The sequence below is a fragment of the Rhodoferax potami genome (assembly GCF_032193805.1).
GTDB classification, from domain to species: Bacteria; Pseudomonadota; Gammaproteobacteria; order Burkholderiales; family Burkholderiaceae_C; genus Allorhodoferax; species Allorhodoferax potami_A.
Window position 1 is genome coordinate 251,073 of sequence record NZ_JAVBIK010000001.1, and the last position, 21,459, is coordinate 272,531.

The following is a 21,459-nucleotide window of genomic DNA, read 5'->3' on the forward strand; positions in this document are numbered from 1 at the left end:
GGGGGTACAAACAGCCCTGAGGTACGTCGAATACGGGGCTTACTTACCTTTTTTGAACGCGTTGTAGGCGTTCGCCATCGATTCACGCGCTTCATTGGTGAAGCTGCTTGGTGGGATCATTTTGGAAAAGTACTCGGCATCCACAAAAATGCTCTTGTTAGCAGTCATCTCTGGATTGATTTTTTCCACCGAAGCCTTGTTACCGGTGTTGTAGTTCATCTCATTGGTCATGGATGCACCGCTCTCAGCGCGGAGGTAGAAGTCAATGAAAGCGTGGGCATTGTTAGGGTGCTTGGCATCCTTGGTCAGCCCCATCGCATCAATGAAAATCAGAGCACCTGTGCTGGGCAACATCGCTTCGATTACGTCTTTGGAGCCGTTCTCCTTGGCACGGACTGCCGCAATGTTGATATCGCCAGCCCAGCCGATGGATGCACAAGCCTTACCGCCTGCGAGATCGTCAATCATGGTGGAGCTGAACAAACGCACGTCTTTACGGACTTTCGCCAACATGGCGCCTGCTTCTTTGTAGTCATCAGCGCTGTTGGAATACGCGTCTTTACCAATGTAATGCAAGGCTACCGGCAGAATTTCAGTGGGCGAATCGAGGTAGGCAATACCGCAAGACTTCAGCTTGGCGGTGTATTTGGGGTTGAATACCAGATCCCACGCGTTTTCGGGCATGGGCATGCCGCCCAAGGCTTTCTCGACTTTGGTCTTGTTGATACCCACGGTGGTAAAGCTCCAAGCCCACGGCACGAGGTGCTTGTTATCCGGATCTGCCTTGGTCATGGTGGCCATCAGGGCCGGATCCAGATTGGCCAAGTTTTTGATTTTTGATTTATCCAGGGGCTGCAGCAAGCCGCCTTCAATTTGTGGCTTGGCGAAAACGGTGCCTGGCACCACCAAGTCGTATCCTGTGTTGCCTGCCACCAGTTTTGCATGCAGCGCTTCGTTGGTCTCAAAGGTGTCGTAGTTAACCTTGATACCGGTTTCTTTCTCAAAGGCGGCAATCATTCCCTCAGGAATATAGTCCGGCCAGTTGTAAATATTCAGTACCTTTTCTTCGGTGTTCACCGGCTCAGCCGGGGCACTCGCCACAGGCGCGGGTGTTGCCGCAGCCGCGGGTGCTTCCTCTTTTTTGCCGCATGCGGCCAAAACCAGCGCAGAGAGCGCAAACGTGCAAAGGTACTTATTCATGGTGAGCTGATTCCCGTAGAAATGAAGGTGTTGAACTACGAACGACTAGCCTGACTCAAGCAATATTCAGACCAAAAAAGATTATAGAAGTGCTATGCCAGCCCTTTGGCCCTCAGCTCCGCATGGGTAAGGTCCAATGCCAAATAAATCAAGCGCATCATTTCATCAATGTCAGCGCGGGACATGGTCAGCGGCGGGGCAATGATCATCCGGTCACCGACTGCGCGCATCACCAAGCCACTGCCGAAGCAGTGGGCCCGGCACACCATACCCACCGCATCTTGCTCAGCAAACCGGGTACCTGCGCGCTTGTCTTTGATCAGCACCATGCCAGCTACGAATCCACAGGTTTCGGCAGCAGTGACCAAGGGGTGCTCATTCAGCTCTGCAAAACGCTGCGCAAAGTAAGCCCCAATGTCACCATGCACCCTTTGAGGGAGCTGCTCACGCTCCATCAGGGCGACATTGGCCAGCCCGACAGCGCAAGCCACGGGGTGGCCGCTGTAGGTGTAGCCATGGTTGAACTCACCACCTTGTTCAATCAGGACCTTGGCGACACGGTTGCCTACCATCACGCCGCCCAGGGGGATATACCCGCTGGTGATGGCTTTGGCGAAAGTCACCAAGTCGGGCTTGTAGCCGAATTTCTCGTACCCGAACCAGTGCCCCAAACGGCCGAAGGCACAAATCACTTCGTCACTGATCAGCAAGATGCCGTATTTGTCCACAATCCGCTGGATCTCGGGCCAATAGCTGTCCGGCGGAATAATCACACCGCCCGCGCCCTGCACAGGCTCTGCAATGAATGCCGCGACCTTGTCGGGACCCACGGACAGAATTTTTTCCTCCAGCCACCCCGCTGCCCGCACCCCGAACTCCTCGGCCGACTCGCCGGGCAAGCCGTTCTCGAAGAAATAAGGCTGCCCGATGTGGGTGATGTTGGGAATCGGCAAGTCACCCTGCGCGTGCATGCCACTCATGCCCCCCAAAGAGGCGCCCGCCATCGTGCTGCCGTGGTAAGCATTCAGGCGGCTGATGATGACCTTGCGCTGGGGCTGCCCCAACAAATCCCAATAGCGACGTACCATGCGCACATTCGAATCATTGCTTTCACTGCCGCTTGACGAGTAAAAGACATGCTGAAAACTGCGGTCGCCCACATCTGGTGCCAAGGATGCCAATTTGGCGGCCAGTTGCACGGCAGGCACATTGGTCGTCTGGAAAAAGCTGTTGTAGTAGGGCAGCGTCATCATTTGTTGATGGGCTGCATCTGCCAGCTCGCGGCGCCCGTATCCGGCATTCACGCACCACAAACCACTCATGCCGTCCAGGATGCGGTGACCTTCAGAGTCCCAGACGTAGATGCCATCCGCATGACTGATGACCCGGGCACCGCGGCCCTGCAGGTCTTTAAAGTCGGTAAACGGATGCAAAAAGTGCGCGCTGTCGAGCGCCTGAATATGTGCGGTATCGATGGATGCGTTCATGGCTATTCAAATCAAAGGTGGGCGAAGGCGTTACACATGGAGCAACAAGTGCTCGCGCTCCCACGGCGAAATCACCTTCATGAACTCGTCAAACTCCAGCTCCTTGATTTCTGAATAGACCGTGACGAACTCTTTGCCCAAGACCTCATGCAAATCGGTCTCTTTGCGCAGCCAATCCAGCGCCTCCCCGAGGCTCCGTGGCAAGGCATACGGGGACAGATAGGCATCCCCCCGCATCTCCGGCTTGGGTTTGATTTTGTTTTTCAGACCGAGGTAGCCGCACGCCAAGGTCATCGCCATCGCCACATAGGGGTTGGCATCTGCGCCGATCACCCGGTTTTCTACCCGGCGGGCTGCCGGCGAGGAGATGGGCGAACGGATACCAACAGTGCGGTTGTCATAGCCCCACTCGATATTGATAGGTGCCGCTGTGTTGCGAGACAGGCGCCGATAACTATTCACATACGGTGCCACCAACACCATGGCAGCCGGAATGTAGCGCTGCAATCCACCGATGTAGTGCATAAAGGCTTCGGATGGCGTGCCATCTTCATTGCTGAACACATTCTTGCCCGACTCTACATCCACCAAGCTCTGGTGCACGTGCATGGCACTACCGGGTTCGCCTGCAATCGGCTTGGCCATAAAGGTCGCGTACATGTCATGGCGCAGTGCAGCTTCGCGCACGGTGCGCTTGAAGAAAAACACCTCATCCGCCAAGCCCAGCGGCTTGTTGTGGAAGAAGTTGATCTCCATCTGCCCTGCCCCGACTTCGTGGATCAGCGTGTCCACGTTGAGCTCCATCTTGTCGGAGTAGTCGTAGATTTCTTCAAACAAGGGGTCGAACTCGTTTACCGCGTCGATGCTGTAGGCCTGGCGGGAGGTCTCGGCACGCCCGCTGCGGCCCACCGGTGCACGCAACAGGGTGTTAGGGTCGGTGTTACGAGCGGTAAGGTAAAACTCCAACTCGGGAGCCACAATCGGCTGAAGCCCCTCCGCAGCGTAAAGATCAAGGACCCGGCGCAACACGCTGCGCGGTGCAAAAGGCACCAGCTTGCCCTCGTGGTCAAAGCAGTCGTGAATGACCTGCGCCGTAGGATCTGTAGCCCACGGGACGATACGCACCGAAGATGGATCGGGCCTCAGCTGCATGTCTTTGTCGGTGGGGTCAATGACGTCGTAGTACGGGCCACTTTCAGGAAACTCCCCTGTCACCCCCATGGCCACAATCGCTTGCGGAAGCCGCATGCCACGGTCTTCGGTGAACTTGGCGCGTGGCAGGATTTTTCCGCGAGCGACTCCGGTCAAGTCGGGCACCAAACACTCCACCTCCGTGACCCGGCGCTCATTGAGCCATTGCTCCAGATCGTTGAAATTCATGTTTTTGTTTTCCGTCATGTTGTATCTCCTTGGGGTGCTGCACCGCCATCATGCCTGCAGTGCGGCGCTGTAGACCAAATCATTCTGGTGCAAAATTGGTTGCAAACCGGAGCCATTTAAAAGACCTTCATGGTGCCACTTTAACCATTTGCATCCCCATGCTGTCAGAACTCATCCTCAGTGAAATGCACCAGCTCAGCAGCAAAGGGCAGATGCCGCTGCACCGCCAACTGTATGAAGCCCTGCGCCGGGCAGTGCTGCAAGGCAAGCTCCATGCCGGAGACAAGCTCCCCTCCAGCCGCGAACTCACCCAGGATCTGAACTTGTCGCGCAACACAGTAGTGGCCGCCATCAACCAGCTGGTCACCGAGGGCTACCTTGTCAGTAGGGTGGGCAGTGGCACCTATGTCAACGAGCAATCACGCCAGGTGACGCGCCTCCAGCCAGCGCGGGAAGACAAGGGGTCCGGGCTGTCGAGCCGGGGAGTTGCCGTGTCCACCCAGTTCACCTCCGCCCAACTCGAAGTGCAGCCGTTTACCCCGGGTGTGGCCGACTTCAGCGCTTTCCCGGTGGCTCTTTGGCAACGCCTGCAAAACAAGCATTGGCGCATGACCTACCCCGAGATGCTGGACTACTCGTACGGCGGCGGCCACACCCCTTTGAGGCGTGCAGTGGCCGACTACCTCCGGGTATCGCGGAGTGTGCCGGTCGATATGGATCAGGTGTTGATCACCAATGGAACCCAGCAGTCTCTCGATTTGTGCGCCCACATGCTTGCGGACCACGGGCAATGCGTGTGGATGGAAGATCCCGCCTATTGGGGCGCCGTCAAGGCATTCACTGCCGCCGGCTTACAGCTTCACCCTGTTTCGGTAGACCCACAAGGGTTGGCGCCCGGCCCTCTGGACGACCAGCACCCGCCCCGGCTGATTTACACCACGCCCTCGCACCAGTACCCGACCGGTGCCGTCATGTCGCTCGCCCGCCGGCAACAACTGCTTGCCTTGGGCCGGCAACACAACGCCTGGATCCTGGAGGACGACTACGACAGCGAGTTCCGTTTCAGCGGCCCTCCCCTCTCGTCCTTGGCCGGGCTCGATCACAGTGGCCGGGTGATTTATCTCGGGTCCTTTTCCAAGGTGCTCTACCCGGGCCTCAAGCTGGGGTATCTGGTCGTCCCCAAAAACGTGGCTGCTGCTTTCAAGCAAGCCCACTACGACCTCAACCGGCCGGGGCAACTCCCCCTGCAGGCAGCACTCGCAGAATTCATAGAGTTGGGCCATTTTGCGGCGGCCTTGCGAAAGGCGCGGCAAAGCTATGCCCAGCGCCGAAAATGCCTGCTGGACGCGCTTCAACCCATATTGGGGCCACACGCCAGCATCAGTGGCGCTGAGCAGGGCCTGCACTTGTGCCTGCAACTCCCCACGGTGTTGGACGACGAAGCATTGGCCCGCCGGATCGGACAAGCCGGCATGGTGGTTCGCCCCCTGTCCGCCTACTGCCTCGCACGGCGCGACGCCAAAGGCCTCGTGATCGGCTACGGATACGCCACCTTGCAGGACATTGCGCACTGGGGCCCGCAGCTCGCACGCTTGGTTGCTGGAGCGCTCAAAGATCTTTGAGCTGGTGATACGCCATGCCCAGCACCAAACTGGGCGTCCGCAACCAGCGCCCCCCCGGAAAGCTGCGATGCTGGATGCGCGCAAACACATCAAACCGCTCGGCCTGACCAGCAATAGCTTGCGCGACCAAACGCCCGGCCAAACCGGTCAAGGCCACTCCGTGCCCGCTGAAACCCTGCAGGTAATACACATTGCCATCGATGCGGCCGAAATCAGGTGCACGGTTCATGCTGATATCGACAAAGCCGCCCCACACAAACTCAAGGCGCGCCTTGGCCAGTTGCGGGAACACCCGGGCCATCCTCTGCTGCATGGTGGCCGCCAGATTGCGCGGCGTGGCCGTGGAGTAGCTCACCCCGCCACCGAACAAGAGCCGGTGATCTGCACTCCGGCGGAAATAGTCCACCGCAAAATTGTTGTCGCACACCGCCGCGTTTGCGGGCAGCAAGCTGCTGGCTAGCGTCTCTGGCAGAGGCTCGGTGCCTACCATGTAGGTGCCTACCGGCATGATGCGGCTGCGAATCTCCGGCGCCACCCGGGGGCCGAACTCCGGCAGGGTGCAATTGCCCGCCAGGACGGCAAAATCGGCTTGCACCTCACCGGTGGCTGTTTTGGCCGTCACCTTCGCCCCCCGCTCCAGCGCGGTGACTGGTGAGGACTCAAACACCTGCACCCCTGCCGCTAGCGCTGCACGCATGAGACCCAGGCCATACTTCAAAGGATGCAAGTGCCCCGAGACGGGCTCCCACGTCGCGGCAACATAGCGATCGCTTTGTATCTGCTCCTGCAGGGCAGCCCCCTCCAGCCAGCGGGTGCTGAACCCGTAGTCACGCTCCAGTGCAGCGGCATCGGCTTCAAGTGCACGCGCTTTGCGGGGGCGGTCGGCCACCGTCAGGTACCCGGTAGCCAGATCACACGCAATCTGGTGCTCTGCCACTCGTTCTATGAGCAGGGCCACGGCTTCCAAAGACATGTCCCACACGCTCCGGGCGAGCGCTTTGCCACCCTGCTGCTCCAGCGGCTCCTGCCCACTGGCCACGCCCACGATGAATTGCCCGCCATTGCGCCCCGACGCGCCGCTGACCACCCGATCCGCCTCCAGCAGCACGACCGAGTAGCCCGCTGCGCGCAAATCCAGCGCACAACACAAACCGGCAAAGCCACCACCCACCACCACCACATCCGCCCGGTGCGCGCCCGCCAGCGCCGCAGAGGCCGGCGGACGGGTCACACTCGCTTCGTAAAAGCTGTTGCGATGGAGCTGGGTGTCGGACTTCAGCAGGGACATGTTTGCTGCGCTTTACTTGGCCAATTTGGCGGCCTGCCCGCTCAGGTAAGTCCAGACAAATGTTGCCGCGGCATTGCTGGTGAGTTCGGCATGGTCATACGCGGGGGCGACCTCGACACAGTCCATCCCGATGAACGACAGCGGCGCCAATTCCTCCAACAAGGTCAGCACTTGAGAGCTGCTCATGCCACCGGGCTCAGGGGTTCCGGTGCCTGGGGCAAATGCGGGGTCCAGGCAATCGATGTCCAGCGTCAAATACACCGGCGTGTCGCCGATTCGCTCACGGATGGCCGCGACCACACCTGCCAGCCCATCGCCATCGCGCCCGCGCAGATCGCGGGCAGTAAAGATCAGCCCGCCTTGGTCCCGCACGTATTCCCGGGCGGCACGGGTGCCACTGGATCGCAGCCCGATCTGAATGGTTTTTTCAGCCTGCACCAGTCCTTCTTGCAGCGCTTCATAGGTCCAGGTGCCATGGCCTGAGGGCTCACCGAAATGGTCCTCCCAGGTGTCACAGTGCGCATCAAAATGGATCAGCGCCACCGCACCATGGCGGCGCTTGATCGCGCGCAGCAACGGCAGGGTGACGGAATGGTCGCCCCCTAGAAACACGCAGTGATGTTGGGCCAACAGAGCGTCCGCTTGATACTCAATCGCAGCCCGAACATTCACCAAAGGCGATGCATTCGGCAAAGCAAACTCACCCGCATCACCCAGCACATCGATCGGGGTCACCCCAAAGTACGGATGCAGCCCATCACACAACATCAACGATGCGCGCCGGATCTCCTGGGGGCCGAATCGTGCGCCCGGGCGGTTGGTTACCGCGCCGTCAAACGGGATGCCTGCAAGGGCAAACGGCTGGTGGTGAAGCGGCTCGCAAGCCAAAAAGCGATTGCTGTTGCTCGCGTAAGCGAAGGTACCTGCACCCATGAAACATCCTTTGGTCAACAAGTGGGTTGATGAAAATGGATGCGACCTTACCTGAACCACATCTCCTGCATGGAGCCACTTGACGCCAGTGACTTGGTGTAGGCTCATCGGGTCCTTGTCAGTCCGATTCACAGTGCGCCCCATGAACACCACGCCCCGGCTCCTTTCCTACGCTTTGCTGGCCTCCAGCATGGCACTCGTCGGCAGTTATGTCGCACTCTCCAAGCCGCTGGTGATGGTGCTCCCGGTGTTTTTGCTGGCGTGGCTGCGCTTTGGCATCGGCGGCTTGGCCACCATCCATTGGCTCAAGCGCCCCGCAGACGAAATGCCAATGAGCCCCGCCACCCGCAAGTTTTTGTTCTTGGAGTCCTTTTTCGGAAACTTTCTGTTCTCGATCTGCATGTTGTATGGCGTCAGCATGACCACCGCAGTGTCTGCCGGCGTCATCATGGCGGCCATACCGGCAGTCGTGGCGCTGATGAGCTGGGTGTTTCTCAAGGAAAAAATCAGTGGCCGCACGTGGCTGGCTGTCGCGTGCAGCGCTTTGGGTATCGGCTTGCTCGCACTATCAAAAAGTGAGCACTCTGCGCACGGACCATCTGCGCCAAGTGGCGATTTGACTCAAAACCACCACCTTTTGGGCAACGCTCTGGTGTTTGCCGCAGTGCTCTGCGAAGCCGCTTATGCAGTGATTGCCAAAAAGCTCACCGGTGCCCTGACTCCACGGCGCATCACCGCACTCATTAATTTGTGGGGCTTTGCGTTGATGACACCTCTGGGCGCTTACGTCGCCTGGTCGTTTGACTTCGGCTCAGTGACGACAGGCTCCTGGCTGCTGCTGCTGTTTTACTCTTTGGCCGCCAGTGTATGGACCGTGTGGCTGTGGATGAGCGGCCTGAAAAACGTGCCCGCTTCACGCGCCGGGGTGTTCACCGTGATGCTGCCGATATCAGCGGCCGTGGTGGGCGTTTTAGTTCTGGGCGAGCCACTGGGCGGCCTTCAGATGGTGGCGTTCGGCATCGCTGTGTTGAGCGTTGTACTGGCAACGCTGCCGGGGCGCGGCAGCGCACCCTCACACTAAGGGGCGGGGCGCGATCACCATGCCGTCCCGGTCGGCATATAACCAGTCACCCGGGCGCACCCACACGCCCTGCACCCGCACCGGGAGCTGCACCAAACCCTGTTGACGTTTTTCGGTAGGCAACGGCATGGGCGCCAGAGCCCGGATGCCCACAGGCTGCTGCTCCAGCTCTGCAAGATCGCGGACACACCCGTTCACCACAATACCGGCCCACCCGTTACGGGCCGCTGCTGCGGCCAAATTGCCTCCGACCAACGCCCGCTGCATCGAGGCACCGCCATCGACCACCAGCACCTGCGCCACGCGGCCCGTTGGCGTGTCCAGCCACCCCTGAGAATCCACCGCCTGTTTCACAAAGCTGTTGTCTTCCAAACACTGCACGGTATACACCGGCCCACAGAAGGCTGACAGTCCGCCGAACTCTCTAAAGACAGGGGGCAGCACCCTGAAATCACCGCTGCTGTCACTCTTGTAGAGATCGCAAAAGTCACAGGTGGAAAACGGAGGAAACACGAAACCGGACATCAGGGCACTCCTTGAGGACTCAATTGCATGGATTCTCCAATGAAAAAAACAACATTCGCGCAGGAAAATTGACCATGCTCCCTTGGAAAGCCGCTTTTTTGCCATTAGCATGTGCGACACCAGTGAAGAAGCTTTTTTTTGCTGGGCTAAAACCAACTTCAAAAAGGACAATTCACCATGGCAACTGCGAAAAAAGCGCCGGCTAAGAAAGCCGCTGCACCAGCAAAGAAAGCTGCTCCTGCAACCAAGGCTGCAGCACCTGCGAAGAAAGTAGCCGTCAAGGCTGCGGCTCCTGCAAAGAAAGCCGCTGCACCCGCCAAGAAAGCTGCAGCACCTGCGAAGAAGGCCCCCGCCAAAAAGCGCACTGTGAACGCCGCGTTCATGAAAGCCCTGACCCCCAGCTCCGCACTGGCAGCAGTGGTTGGTTCAGCTGCATTGCCACGCACCGAAGTGGTGAGCAAGCTCTGGACATACATCAAAAAGCACGGTCTGCAAGACGCGGCCAACAAGCGCAACATCAACGCCGATGCCAAGCTCAAAGAAATCTTCGGCAAAGCCCAAGTCACCATGTTTGAATTGGCTGGCCTGATCGGCAAGCACCTGAAGTAAGTCGCCTGCGCGACTACCAAAAAAGGCCGGACTCTCCGGCCTTTTTTTATTCGTGGTAAAGGTCAAAAAAGCCGCGATCTGGACCCCGGAACACCTAGGGTTTTCCGCCAATTTTTATTGGTATGGTTTATGCATAATCGCCACCTTTAAACCAAGGGATTTTTACCCATGAAACTCCAGGTACTCGCTCTCGCCGCAACCATGGCATTCGGAGCAACCGCATTGCAGGCCAAGACATTCAAATGGTCCAGCTCCAGTGATATCGCTACTTGGGACATCCACTCCCAAAACAACGCACTCCAAAACGGCATTCACGCCGCGGTCTACGAAAGCCTCGTTTACTACAACAGCAAGACTTTCAAGATCGAACCCGTACTGGCAACTGCCTGGAAAGACATTTCTCCCACCCAGATGCGCTTCACTTTGCGTAGTGGCGTGAAGTTTCATGACGGAAGCCCGTTGACTGTGGATGACGCTGTGTTCTCCATCCAGCGCGCCATGATGCCGACATCGAACTTCACCCCCTACATCCAGGGCGTGGACAAGGTCGTCAAGGTCAACGAAACCACCTTCGATGTGTACAGCAAGACGCCCAACCCCGTTCTGCTGAACCAGATGACCGAGCTGCGTGTGATGAGCAAAGCCTGGGCCGAGAAGAACAAGTCTGTTGCCCCCAAGGACATCAAGACCCAAGAAGAGAATTTTGCCCACCGCAATGCCAACGGCACCGGCCCTTACATGCTCAAAGAGTGGTTGCCGGACCAAAAGCTGGTTCTCACCCAAAACAAAGGCTGGTGGGGCAAGAGTGATTCGAATGTGACAGAAATTGTCTACACCCCCGTCAAGGCAGTGGCTACCCGTATGGCGGCCTTGCTCTCCGGCGAAGTGGACCTGGTGCTGGACCCCAGCCCGCAAGACTTGCCACGCGTGCGCTCCAACCCCGAGTTGAAGGTGATGGACGGCATTGAAAACCGCACCATCTTTTTCGGCATGGACCAGTTCCGCGACGAGCTCGTGGGCAGCAACATTAAGGGCAAAAACCCGCTGAAAGATGTGCGCGTCCGCAAGGCGCTCTACCAGGCAATCGACGTAAACGCCATCACCCGCGTCACCATGCGTGGACTGGGTCAAGCCACCGGCGCCATCGTGGCCCCTCAGGTCACTGGCTGGACCGAAGCTGTGCACAAGCGTTACCCGTTCGACGTGGCGGCTGCTCAAAAGCTGTTGGCCGATGCCGGCTACAAAGACGGTTTTGAAGTGGATCTGGCTTGCCCGAATAACCGCTACATCAACGACGAACAGATCTGCCAGGCCGTAACTGCCATGTGGTCGCGTATCGGCGTCAAGGCGAAGCTGCGCACCATGCCTTTGGTGACCTACTTCCCCATGATCCAGCGCAATGAAGCCAGCATTTACATGCTGGGCTGGGGCGTGCCCACATTTGATGCGCTGTACAGCCTGCAATCCCTGGTTCGTACCGTGGGCGCCGGCGGTGACGGTAACTACAACGTAGGCCGCTACAGCAACCCCCAGATGGACGCTTTGATCGAGCGCACCAAAAAAGAAACCGACCTGAAGCTACGCGCCGAATTGCTCACTAAAGCACTTCAACTGCACAACGACGACGTTGCCAATATTCCTTTGCATAACCAAGTCATTCCTTGGGCCATGAAGAAAAACATTGACGTGGTCCACCGCGCAGACAACCGCCTCGACTGGCGCTTGGTCAAAGTTAAGTAAGACCGCACTTCTTTAGTAAACGGGGTCGCGGCAGTATCTGCCGCGACCCTCATTTTTTTGAATCTATGTTTGCATTCATAGTGCGGCGCTTGGCGCAAGCGGCATTGGTGATGGTCACCGTTGCCCTCATATCGTTCATGCTGTTTCAATACGTTGGCGACCCTGTCGTCTTCTTGTTGGGACAGGATGCAACGCAAGAGCAAATCAAGGAACTGCGTCAGGCCCTGGGCCTTGACCAACCTTTTATTGTTCAGTTCTGGCATTTCCTCAGTAATGCTGCCCAGGGTGAGTTCGGTTTCAGTTTGCGCCAGGGGACCCAGGTCTCCGCGCTGATTGCCGAGCGTTTCCCTGCCACCCTTGAGCTCGCTTTGGTCGCTGGTTTTCTGGCACTTGCGGTCGGGATCCCCATGGGGGTTTATGCTGCGCTCAAACGCGGCTCGTTCTTGAGCCAAGTGTTCATGACGCTGTCGCTTCTGGGCGTCTCGCTTCCCACCTTCTTGATCGGCATTTTGTTGATTCTGGTGTTCGCCGTAACGCTGGGCTGGTTCCCGAGCTTCGGCCGTGGAGAAGTGGTGAAGATCGGCTGGTGGACCAGCGGTTTGCTGACGGCTAAAGGCTGGCACCACATCGTGTTGCCGGCAGTCACTTTGGCTATTTTTCAGCTCACCCTGATCATGCGACTGGTACGTGCGGAGATGTTGGAAGTCTTGCGGACCGACTACATCAAGTTCGCGCGCGCGCGGGGCCTGACGACACGAGCTGTTCACTTCGGGCATGCGCTGAAAAACACGCTGGTACCCGTGATGACGATCACCGGCTTGCAGCTGGGCGGTTTGATTGCCTTCGCCATCATTACGGAAACTGTGTTCCAGTGGCCGGGCATGGGCCTCTTGTTCATACAGGCGGTGACGTTTGCAGACATTCCGGTCATGGCCGCTTACCTCTGCCTGATTGCCTTGATCTTTGTGGTCATCAACCTGATCGTGGACCTGCTGTATTTCGCGGTGGATCCGCGGCTGCGTGCCGGCAAGTCCAGCGGGCATTGAGCCACAGAACCCAACCTTATTTCCCTCACAGAGGAACATCAATTGAACTCTCTATTTCACCGGTGGTGGGATGGCGATGTGGGCTATAGCTTCCGCACGTCCCCTACTGCCATCTTCGCTGCGCTGATTGCACTCACCTGTCTGGTGTGTGCGCTCTTTGCGCCTTGGATTGCACCTCATAACCCGTTTGACCTGTCCACGCTGCAGCTGGACAACGCCCGACTCCCGCCCGCCTGGAGTGAAGGCGGCAAAGCCGGCTACCTGCTGGGTACCGACGATCAGGGCCGCGACATTTTGTCCGCCTTGATGTACGGCGCCCGCATCTCACTGGCCGTGGGGCTCGCCTCCGTGGTGTTGTCACTACTGGTCGGGGTCAGCTTTGGCCTGCTGGCGGGCTTCCTGGGTGGTTGGGTTGACGCCTTGCTGATGCGCTTGTGCGACGTGATGCTCTCCTTCCCCGCAATCCTGGTCGCTTTGCTGATTGCGGGTGTGGGCCGCGCGCTCTTCCCTAATGCACATGAGTCGCTCGCCTTTGGCGTACTGATCATCTCGATCTCCCTGACGGGTTGGGTGCAATACGCCCGCACCGTGCGCGGCAGTACCCTGGTTGAGCGCAACAAGGAATATGTGCAAGCTGCGCGAGTCACCGGTGTGGCACCGCTTCGCATCATGCGCAAGCATGTGCTACCCAACGTGCTCGGCCCCGTGTTGGTGCTAGCCACGATCCAAGTAGCCACGGCCATCATCACCGAAGCCACCCTTTCCTTCCTTGGCGTTGGTGCGCCACCCACCTCTCCGTCGCTAGGTACCCTGATCCGGGTCGGCAACGACTACCTGTTCTCCGGCGAATGGTGGATCACCATTTTCCCGGGCGCGATGCTGGTCCTGATTGCCCTGAGCGTTAATTTGCTGGGTGATTGGTTGCGCGATGCCCTGAACCCTCGCTTGAGATAAGCACCTATGAGTTTGTTACAAGTTAAAAATCTGGTGGTGGAATTCCCATCACGCAGGGGCACGCTGCGTGCGCTCGATCAAGTCTCGTTCGACATTGCACCCGGAGAAATTCTGGGTGTTGTCGGTGAATCCGGTGCCGGCAAATCGCTGACCGGGGCGGCGATCATCGGCTTGCTGGAGCCGCCGGGCCGCATCGGCAGCGGCGAGATCCTGCTTGAAGGCCAGCGTATCGACAACCTGCCGCAAGATCGCATGCGTGCGATACGCGGCCGCAAGATCGGCGCGATCTTTCAGGATCCGCTGACCTCGCTGAACCCGCTCTACTCGGTCGGCCGGCAACTGATTGAAACCATCACCACCCACCTGCCACTGAACCAGGCACAGGCGCGTGAACGGGCGATTCAGCTGCTCAAAGACACCGGCATTCCGGCCGCAGAACAGCGGATCGACCACTATCCGCACCAGTTCTCTGGCGGCATGCGCCAGCGCGTCGTGATCGCTTTGGCCTTGGCCGCAGAACCCAAGCTGATTGTGGCTGACGAACCCACCACGGCACTGGACGTCTCCATCCAGGCGCAAATCATCACCTTGCTCAAGACCATCTGCAAAGAGCGTGGTGCTGCGGTCATGCTGATTACCCACGACATGGGCGTGATTGCCGAGACCTGCGACCGCGTGGCTGTGATGTATGCAGGCCGGGTGGCTGAAATCGGCCCCGTGCACGATGTGATCAACCGGCCGTCACACCCCTATACGGCGGGCCTGATGGCCTGTATCCCCGACATGAGCCAAGATCGCGAAAACCTCCATCAGATTGATGGTGCCATGCCACGACTAAATGCCATCCCACAAGGCTGCGCATTCAACCCTCGCTGCACCCGCACCATCGCCAAGTGCACCCAACAACGCCCCGACCTGATGCAGGCAGGCAACACCCAAGCAGCCTGCTGGCTGCACGAGGCTGGAGGTGCCGCATGAGCCAAGACGCACAACCGCTGGTCAGGGCGACTGACCTCGCCAAGACCTTTGACGTCTCTGCCCCCTGGCTGAACCGGGTAATCGAGCGCAAACCCAAGATGCTGCTGAAGGCAGTGAATGGCGTGAGCTTTGATATCGAACGCGGCACCACCCTCGCTCTTGTGGGTGAGTCCGGATGCGGCAAAAGCACGGTGGCGCGTTTGCTGGTCGGTTTGTATGAACCCACCCGTGGCGGCTTTGAATTCGATGGGCAAGATGCCCATGCCGCATTCAAAACCCCAGAGGGACGCAAACTGCGCCGCCGGGTGCAGATGGTGTTCCAAGACCCTTATGCCAGCCTGAATCCGCGCTGGACGGTGGGTGACATCATTGCCGAGCCCCTGATCGAGCATGAAATCCTGAGTGAGCAAGCTGCCCTGGATCAACGCGTGGGCGAGCTGCTGGAGTCTGTCGGACTCTCGGCGCAAGACCGCGTCAAGTTTCCGCACCAGTTTTCGGGTGGCCAGCGTCAGCGCATTTCGATTGCACGGGCTTTGGCGACCCAGCCGGAGTTTCTGGTGTGCGATGAACCCACCTCCGCTCTGGATGTGAGTGTGCAGGCGCAAGTGCTCAACATCATGAAAGACCTGCAGCGCAAGCAGGGGCTGACCTACCTGTTCATCTCGCACAATCTCGCGGTGGTGCGGCATGTCAGCGACCAGGTTGGGGTCATGTACTTGGGTGGCTTGGTGGAGTTGGCTGACAAACACACGCTGTTCGACAGCCCGCGTCACCCCTACACCCGCATGTTGCTAGATGCCATTCCCAAAATGCACGACACCGGGCGCGCACGTACGGCGGTGGCAGGCGAAGTGCCAAACCCGCTCAACCCGCCATCGGGTTGTGCGTTTCACCCACGCTGCCCGCACGCCAATGCACGCTGCAAGAGTGAAAAGCCGGAAATGAAGAAGCTCGATGGCATTCGCGTCGCATGCCACGCAGTGGAGGAAGGCCGAATCTGATCGGCTGAACCGCCTCCGCCCCAGCCGGGGCAAAGCACCTCAAAGCGCTCGCAGACCTTGTTCAGCGAGCGCTTTTTTTTGCGATGAGTTCTACTGCGCGGCCGGTAGCAAAGCGGGCCGAACGCTTTTATGATGTGCAAAATAGCCAAGCGTTGGAGGCACTCATGATCGTTACACTCGTCCGTACAGCACTCGTAACCCTGCTAATACTGGCCGCTCCTTTGAGCCCGGCCAAAACGTTCAAGTGGGCAGCTGCGAGCGACGTACTGTCCTGGGATCCGCATAGCCAAAACGCCGGTCTTCAAAACGGTATCCACGCGGCGGTGTACGAGAGCCTCGTGTATTACAACAGCCGGACTTTTGAGATCGAGCCTCTACTGGCGCGCCAGTGGCAACAAATCACCCCTACACACTTGCGCATCACCCTGCGCTCCGGGGTCAAGTTTCACGACGGGCGTCCATTCACTGCTGACGATGCGGCTTTTTCCATCCTGCGCGCAATGAAGCCCACCTCCACGTTCAGCCCCTTCACCCAGGGCATTGTGCGTGTCGTAAAAATTGACGACTTGAGGCTAGACATCCACACCAAAACACCAAACCCGGTCCTTCTCAACCAACTCACAGAGCTGCGCATACTCAGCGAGTCGTGGGCAAAGGAAAACGACTCGACAAATCCCAAGGACATCAAATCCAAGTCAGAAAACTACGCCCACCGTAATGCCAACGGTACCGGCCCTTTTGTACTCAAGGAATGGATCCCCAATCGGGACATCATTCTTACCCGCAACCCTGCATGGTGGGGGTCAATGGAGTCCAACGTCACAGAAATTGTTTTCAGTCCCATACCCAGTTTGCCCAGCCGGATGGCGGCACTGGAAAACAAGAGTATCGACCTGGTGCTCGACCCTAGTCCACAAACCCTGCTAACCATACGCAACAACCCAGACTTCAAAGTACTCACGGGCGCAGAGAACCGCACTTTGTTCATTGGGATGGATCATTTCAGTGATCAGCTCAAGGGCAGCAATGTCAAAGGCAAAAACCCGCTGAAAGATTTGCGTGTTCGCAAAGCGCTGTACACCGCGATAGACACAGGCGCAATCACCCGGGTGACCCTGCGCGGGATGGGACAGGTAACCGGCGCACTGATAATGCCCAAGGTCAATGGTTGGACAGAGGCGCTCAGCCAGCGGCCTGAATTCAGCATCTCCGACGCCAAAGCCCTCCTGGGCCAAGCAGGTTACCCGGACGGATTCGAGATGGAACTCTCGTGCCCCAACAATCGCTACCCCAATGATGAAGACATCTGCAAGGCGATCACGGTGATGTGGGAGCGTATCGGAGTAAAAACCAAGTTGACGACCTACCCGTTCACTGACTACTTCCCCCGCTTGCAACGCCACGAATTGGGTGCCTATCTGATCGGTTTCGGCCCTTCCACATTTGATGGCTTGAACACGCTTCAATCTCTAGTCGAAACCCGCACCCGGAACAGTGGTGACGGCAATTTCGGACGCTACAGCAACCCCGCCATGGATGCCCTCATTGGCAGAATCAGGATGGAGCTGGACCCCAAAGCCCGCACCGACCTCATTACCGAAGCCCTACAACTTCAAAATGATGAAGTGGCCAATATTCCGTTGATCAACCAAATCATCCCTTGGGCAATGCGGAGCAACGTAAGCATCGTTCACCGCCCGGACAACCGAATCGACTGGCGCATTCTTCAGCTCAACTAGCGCAAGCCCAGACAGTGCGCTCTGCTCAATCCCCGAGCGAGTGGGCGCTCTAGCAAACTTCGTAGAGCTCCAATGGCAGTCCATCGGGATCGGCAAAAAAAGTAAACCGCTTGCCGGTGTACTCGTCGACCCGCACTGCTTCCACCGCGAGGCCTTGTGCCTCGAGTTGCTGTTTGGCAAGCTCCACATCGGCCACCGCAAAACACAGGTGCCGCAAGCCACACGCCTCCGGGCGTGAAGGGCGCGGTGGCGGGTTCGGGAACGAAAACAACTCGATCTGCGAGCCATCCGGCAATGCGAGGTCCAGCTTCCAGGAATCGCGCGCGCTACGGTAGTTCTCCGCCAACACGCGCAAACCCAAAACCTCGACATAAAAGTGCTTGGAGCGGGCGTAGTCCGACGCAATCACCGCCACATGGTGCACACCTTGCAACTGCAGCGCAGGCATGGCGCTCATCGCTTGAGGGCGTTTTGGGTCAGGCTCTGCAGGGTTCCGCGGGTGCTGATGAGCTCAGGCTCCAGCACCACCTCAATCACGGTGCCCTGGGGCCGGGCCAAGGCGGCAAGCAGCTCGGCCTCAAAATCTGCACTCTTGCGGATCGTGACACCGGCATAGCCATAGGCCCTTGCCAGCGCACTGAAGTCGGGGTTCGCCAGCGCGGTACCGGCCACATGCTCTGGATATTCGCGCTCTTGGTGCATGCGGATGGTGCCGTACATGCCGTTGTTCAGCAGCAAAATGATGCTCTTGGCACCGTGCTGCACCGCGGTGGCAAGCTCTTGCCCGTTCATCAGGAAATCGCCATCCCCGGCAATTGTGAACGCCACCCGGCTCTGGCCGCTGCCAGTCGCTTCTTGACTCAAAATCGCCGCCGCAATACCTGCGGGCACGCCATAGCCCATGGCGCCGTTGGTCGGCGCCAACTGGGTCTTGTGTCCGGCGGCCAAGCCGGTGTAGCGGTAAAAACGGTGCAACCAGCTAGCAAAGTTGCCGGCACCGTTGGTCAGCACCGCATCGGCAGGCAAGTGCTTTTGCAAACAAGCGATCACATGGGGCATGTCCACCAAACCGCGCTCGTTGTCGGCCGGCAAATCGGCAATCACCGAGGGCACCAAATTCGCCTGGTAGTCGGCATTGCAGGCCTGCGTCCAAGCCTCCCACGGGACATTCACCGGTGCGGTCAACACCTCCAGAGAGCGGGCCGCGGCGCGCATGTTGGCGTGGATGGCCAGATCCGCCTGGTACACCCGGTTGAGCTCTTCTGCACTGGCGTGGATGTGCACCAGCGTCTGCGCCGCTTTAGGCGCTTGCAGCAGGGTATAGCCACCGGTGGTCATTTCACCCAAACGGGGGCCGATGGCAATGATCAAGTCACTGTCGCGCACCCGCTTGGCAAGCGCCGGGTTGATGCCGATGCCCACATCGCCCGCGTACTGCGGGTGGTGGTTGTCAAAGGTGTCTTGAAAGCGGAACGCATTGCCGACCGGCAAGCGCCAGTTTTCAGCGAAGCGCTGCAGCGCTTGCGCGGCCTGCGGCGTCCACCCCCCACCCCCTGCAATCACGAAGGGGCGCTCTGCTTTTAAGAGCAGCTGGCGCAGATCCCGCAGGGCACCAGGGTCGCTCCAGGCCTCGACAGGCTCGACACGGGCCAGCGGCTGCGGAAGCTGCCCCGCGGCATCGGGCACCAACACTTGCGTCAACATGTCTTCCGGCAACACCAGCACCACCGGGCCGGGGCGCCCATTCATGGCGGTTGCAAAAGCGCGCGCCACGTATTCGGGAATGCGTTTCGCATCGTCAATCCGCTCGACCCGCTTGGCCATGCCCAAGGCGCTGGGGCCGAACATGACCCGGTAATCCATTTCCTGAAAAGCCTCGCGGTCGCGCTGGTCGCTGGCCACATCCCCGATGAAAAGCACCATCGGCGTGGAATCCTGAAACGCGGTGTGCACACCAATGCTGGCATTCGTAGCCCCCGGGCCGCGGGTCACAAAACAAATACCGGGGCGGCCGGTCAGCTTGCCCTGGGCTTCTGCCATGAACGCAGCACCGCCCTCTTGCCGGTTGATGATGAAGCGAATCTGATCCCGGTAGCGGTGAAAGCCATCGAGCACCGCCAAATAGCTTTCCCCCGGCACACCAAAAGCGTGGGTAACGCCCTGTGCAATCAAGCACTGGACCAAGAGGTGCCCGGCGAGTGCGGGGGTGGAGGTGTCAAGAGTGGGTGTGGATGTCTGCATGCCCGACATTGTGCCGCTAGGTGCCATGCGCAGGGCGCACAGACCTATGCCATTTCCGCCAGTGCCACCCCGCCCTCCAGGTGCCACACCTGTGTGTGCCCCCGCGCCCGCAAGAGCGCTGCGGCTTGGCGACTGCGTGCGCCGCTGCGGCAGAACATGACCACTGGGCCGAAGGCTTGCGATAGGTCTGCAGGCATGCTGTGGCGAAGAGCCTCCATGGGCACATTCAGGGTGCTGGCTTGCGTCCACGGCAGCAAGTTGTGGCTGGCCTGGTGCTCGGCCACATCGCGGACATCGACCATCCGGGCGTCCGGGTGGCGTTGAAAGAAATCACCCAGGGCGTCAGCTGACAGGCCGCCCTCGCTACCGCATTCGATGGCCAGGTCAGGCCCGCCATTAACTGGGGCAGCGCCCGTACAGCAGGCCCGCAGCACTTGGCCGCAGACGGCGATGCGGGCACATGCCTCGTCGATGAAGGCTGCGTCTACTGTGGCGCCTATCGAGAGGCGCACCGCGCCCTCGGTCTGCCAGGCCGGCAAGCCCATGGCCTGCAGCACATAGCTGGGTTCGGCTTTGGCGGCACTGCAAGCGCTGCCTGCGCTGATGCGCATCCCGGCCGCGTCAAACACATTGAGCAGCGTTTTGCTGTCGATGCCGGGAACCGAAAAATTGAGCGTGGTTGGCAAGCTGCCTTCAAAGGGCATGTTGAACACCACGCCGGGCAATGCTGCCTGCAGCGCATCGGCCAGGCGGGCACGGTAGTGCGCCAGTTGCGCGTGGCTGCGGAACACCGCGTCGCCCCCGTCTTCCAGCACCTGCAACACGGCGCCCAGGGCGGCAATGCCGGGCATGTTTTCGGTGCCGGCGCGGTGCCCGCCCTCTTGGCCACCACCGGCCATCAGCGCGGTGTAGGGGCTGCCCTCCCGCACATAGAGCATGCCGATGCCTTTGGGCGCATAGAGCTTGTGGCCGGAGAACGGCGCGTAGTCGATGCGGGTGGCCGCCAAATTCAACTCGAGCTTACCCAGCGCCTGCACACAGTCCACCAGCCACAAAGCGCGGGAGCCGCTAGCCTGCAACGTGGCCTCTATACCGGCAATGTCCGACACCACTCCCGTCTCGTTGTTGGCGGCCATGGTGCACAGCAAGGTCGCGCCCGGCAGGTGTTGCTGCAGGAATGCCAGTTCGTGCAAGCCGTGTGTGTTGACCGGCACGGTCAGCACCGGCAGGTTCAGGCCCAACAGCTGGTTCCAGTGCGCCACCGCTTGTGGCACCGCTTTGTGCTCGGTGGCACCCAGCAAAATCGGCCCGTTTACCGCTTCGCCAGCATCACGGCGTGCGCGCGCGGCACACAAGGCCGACAGCACAGCCGTTTGAATGCCTTCGGTAGCCCCGCTCCCGAACACCAACTGCCCATTCTCGGTACCCAGCACCCGGGCGGCCTGCGCACGCACCCGATCAAGCACGGCCTTGGCGCGCAAGCCGGTGCTGTGGCTGCTGCTGGGGTTCCCAAATTGGCCGGACAAGGCCCGCACCGCGGCATCCCGAGCGGCGGGCAAGACCGGTGTTGTGGCATTGCAATCCAGGTAAATCTCGTGGGCAGGTGCGTGCATGGAGGTCGTCGTAGGGTGGTGA

Annotated in this window: 18 protein-coding genes; 9 read left to right on the plus strand and 9 right to left on the minus strand. The window is 59.3% G+C overall.

Features of this window, described 5'->3' with window-relative positions; genetic code table 11:
- Window positions 1-39 precede the first annotated feature (39 nt).
- The 3 genes from RAE19_RS01175 to RAE19_RS01185 form a co-directional block, all read right to left on the minus strand.
- Window positions 40-1,200 carry an extracellular solute-binding protein gene (locus RAE19_RS01175; protein WP_313873196.1) on the minus strand — a complete coding sequence of 387 codons (1,161 nt, stop codon included), beginning with the start codon at window positions 1,198-1,200 and terminating at the stop codon, window positions 40-42.
- 92 nt (window positions 1,201-1,292) lie between these two features.
- On the minus strand, window positions 1,293-2,687 hold the full coding sequence (locus tag RAE19_RS01180) for an aspartate aminotransferase family protein (protein ID WP_313873197.1): 1,395 nt from the start codon (window positions 2,685-2,687) through the stop codon (window positions 1,293-1,295).
- Between the two features lie 30 nt (window positions 2,688-2,717).
- The gene (locus RAE19_RS01185) at window positions 2,718-4,085 is read right to left on the minus strand and encodes a glutamine synthetase family protein (protein WP_313873198.1); all 1,368 of its coding nucleotides are present in this window, start codon (window positions 4,083-4,085) and stop codon (window positions 2,718-2,720) included.
- Window positions 4,086-4,225: 140 nt separating this feature from the next.
- Here RAE19_RS01185 and RAE19_RS01190 point away from each other — a divergent pair, with 140 nt between their 5' ends.
- Window positions 4,226-5,689 (plus strand): PLP-dependent aminotransferase family protein, encoded by a 1,464-nt coding sequence (locus RAE19_RS01190; protein WP_313873199.1) that lies wholly within the window; start codon window positions 4,226-4,228, stop codon window positions 5,687-5,689.
- Here the strand turns inward: RAE19_RS01190 and RAE19_RS01195 are convergent.
- Both RAE19_RS01195 and speB read right to left on the minus strand, forming a co-directional pair.
- Window positions 5,676-6,977 (minus strand): NAD(P)/FAD-dependent oxidoreductase, encoded by a 1,302-nt coding sequence (locus tag RAE19_RS01195; protein ID WP_313873200.1) that lies wholly within the window; start codon window positions 6,975-6,977, stop codon window positions 5,676-5,678. The genes RAE19_RS01190 and RAE19_RS01195 overlap by 14 nt on opposite strands.
- 12 nt (window positions 6,978-6,989) lie before the next feature.
- Complete coding sequence (gene speB, locus RAE19_RS01200; protein ID WP_313873201.1) at window positions 6,990-7,910, minus strand: agmatinase; 921 nt, start codon at window positions 7,908-7,910, stop codon at window positions 6,990-6,992.
- Between the two features lie 142 nt (window positions 7,911-8,052).
- Between speB and RAE19_RS01205 the strand changes: the two genes are divergently transcribed.
- Entirely contained in the window at window positions 8,053-8,991 is a 939-nt protein-coding gene (locus RAE19_RS01205) for a DMT family transporter (RefSeq protein ID WP_313873202.1), read from the plus strand.
- On the opposite strand, the gene rraA is transcribed toward RAE19_RS01205, so the two are convergent.
- Window positions 8,983-9,516 (minus strand): ribonuclease E activity regulator RraA, encoded by a 534-nt coding sequence (gene rraA / locus RAE19_RS01210; protein WP_313873203.1) that lies wholly within the window; start codon window positions 9,514-9,516, stop codon window positions 8,983-8,985. The genes RAE19_RS01205 and rraA overlap by 9 nt on opposite strands.
- A gap of 177 nt (window positions 9,517-9,693) precedes the next feature.
- On the opposite strand from rraA, the gene RAE19_RS01215 reads away from it, so the two are divergent.
- The 7 genes from RAE19_RS01215 (at window position 9,694) to RAE19_RS01245 (ending at window position 17,583) form a co-directional block, all read left to right on the plus strand.
- A complete protein-coding gene (locus RAE19_RS01215; RefSeq protein ID WP_313873204.1) occupies window positions 9,694-10,125 on the plus strand; it encodes an SWIB/MDM2 domain-containing protein in 432 nt (143 codons plus the stop codon).
- Between the two features lie 168 nt (window positions 10,126-10,293).
- On the plus strand, window positions 10,294-11,865 hold the full coding sequence (locus tag RAE19_RS01220) for an ABC transporter substrate-binding protein (RefSeq protein WP_313873205.1): 1,572 nt from the start codon (window positions 10,294-10,296) through the stop codon (window positions 11,863-11,865).
- Window positions 11,866-11,930: 65 nt separating this feature from the next.
- Window positions 11,931-12,911, plus strand: coding sequence for an ABC transporter permease (locus tag RAE19_RS01225; RefSeq protein WP_313873206.1), 981 nt, complete (start codon window positions 11,931-11,933; stop codon window positions 12,909-12,911).
- A gap of 42 nt (window positions 12,912-12,953) precedes the next feature.
- Window positions 12,954-13,865, plus strand: a complete 912-nt coding sequence (locus RAE19_RS01230) for an ABC transporter permease (protein WP_313873207.1) — start codon at window positions 12,954-12,956, stop codon at window positions 13,863-13,865.
- 6 nt (window positions 13,866-13,871) lie between these two features.
- The gene (locus RAE19_RS01235; protein ID WP_313873208.1) at window positions 13,872-14,843 is read left to right on the plus strand and encodes an ABC transporter ATP-binding protein; all 972 of its coding nucleotides are present in this window, start codon (window positions 13,872-13,874) and stop codon (window positions 14,841-14,843) included.
- Complete coding sequence (locus RAE19_RS01240; protein ID WP_313873209.1) at window positions 14,840-15,844, plus strand: ABC transporter ATP-binding protein; 1,005 nt, start codon at window positions 14,840-14,842, stop codon at window positions 15,842-15,844. The genes RAE19_RS01235 and RAE19_RS01240 overlap by 4 nt, the downstream gene beginning before the upstream one ends.
- 164 nt (window positions 15,845-16,008) lie before the next feature.
- Window positions 16,009-17,583 carry an ABC transporter substrate-binding protein gene (locus RAE19_RS01245; RefSeq protein ID WP_313873210.1) on the plus strand — a complete coding sequence of 525 codons (1,575 nt, stop codon included), beginning with the start codon at window positions 16,009-16,011 and terminating at the stop codon, window positions 17,581-17,583.
- A gap of 49 nt (window positions 17,584-17,632) precedes the next feature.
- Here the strand turns inward: RAE19_RS01245 and gloA2 are convergent, their stop codons facing one another.
- From gloA2 to RAE19_RS01260, 3 genes are read right to left on the minus strand one after another with little or no spacing between them, the layout of a single operon-like run.
- Complete coding sequence (gloA2, locus tag RAE19_RS01250; protein WP_313876152.1) at window positions 17,633-18,022, minus strand: SMU1112c/YaeR family gloxylase I-like metalloprotein; 390 nt, start codon at window positions 18,020-18,022, stop codon at window positions 17,633-17,635.
- Between the two features lie 14 nt (window positions 18,023-18,036).
- The gene (locus tag RAE19_RS01255; RefSeq protein WP_430962559.1) at window positions 18,037-19,833 is read right to left on the minus strand and encodes a thiamine pyrophosphate-binding protein; all 1,797 of its coding nucleotides are present in this window, start codon (window positions 19,831-19,833) and stop codon (window positions 18,037-18,039) included.
- A 35-nt stretch (window positions 19,834-19,868) separates the two neighbouring features.
- Window positions 19,869-21,437, minus strand: coding sequence for an aminotransferase class V-fold PLP-dependent enzyme (locus RAE19_RS01260; protein ID WP_313873212.1), 1,569 nt, complete (start codon window positions 21,435-21,437; stop codon window positions 19,869-19,871).
- Window positions 21,438-21,459 lie beyond the last annotated feature (22 nt).